The sequence below is a fragment of the Streptomyces sp. bgisy100 genome (assembly GCF_057709105.1).
Map to the genome: position 1 here is coordinate 1 of NZ_JBYITE010000113.1, position 855 is coordinate 855.

Consider the following 855-nt stretch of genomic DNA (forward strand, 5'->3'; position numbering starts at 1 on the left):
ACCGTGCTCCACCACCAGATGACGGGCCACGGCCGAACCCAACGCACCCGTACCACCGGTCACCAGCACCGTACCCGCAGCATCCCAAGCCATCGACGGCTCGGGGGTCGAGGGCTTCGAGGGCACCGCCGCACGTACCAGCCGGGGGACCCGTACTGTGCCGGCGCGCACCGCGGCCTGAGGCTCACCCGATGCGATCATCGAGGGCAGCAGCCCTTGCGTCGTGTCCGCCGGTGCGGTGGCTCCGGTGCCGGGGTCCAGGTCGATCAGCATGAACCGGTCGGGGTTCTCCGACTGCGCCGACCGCACCAGACCCCACACCGCGGCGTGCGCCAGATCCGCAACACCTTCCGTCGGTCCAACCGCCACCGCGCCACGCGTCACCACCACGAGGCGCGAGGAGGCGAACCGCTCGTCCGCCAACCACGACTGCAGCAGGTCGAGCATGCGATGTGTGGCTGTCCGTGCGGCTTCTGCTGTGGTCACCGAGGTGTCGGTGACCACTGTTGTGTCGGTTGTCGACGGTTTGTTGGTGGTCGCGGTGTCGGTTGCGGACAGGCCGCACGGCACCACGACGAGGCTCGGCACCTCGCTGTCGGCGCGGAGTACGTCCAGGTCACGGACGACGCGGAGGCCTTCGGTGGGTGAGCCGAGCAGGTCCGCGGGGAGGTGCTCCGCAGTGCCGAGGACCGCGCGGGTGCCCGTATCAGCAACAGCCGGGGTCGTCGACGGCGACAGTGTGTGCCAGTCGAGACGGAACAGCGCGTCCCGCCGAACGGTGTCAGCGGCACGCAGGAGCTCGGTGGACATCGGACGGATGGTCAGTGAATCGACGGAAAGGACGGGGTGGCCCGC

Annotated in this window: 1 protein-coding gene; it reads right to left on the minus strand. The window is 69.7% G+C overall.

Annotated elements, in window-relative coordinates; translation table 11 throughout:
* Window positions 1-810, minus strand: an 810-nt coding sequence (locus AC3EQ1_RS31295) for a SpnB-like Rossmann fold domain-containing protein (protein ID WP_432097681.1), incomplete at its 3' end; no start/stop codon positions are given.
* Window positions 811-855 lie beyond the last annotated feature (45 nt).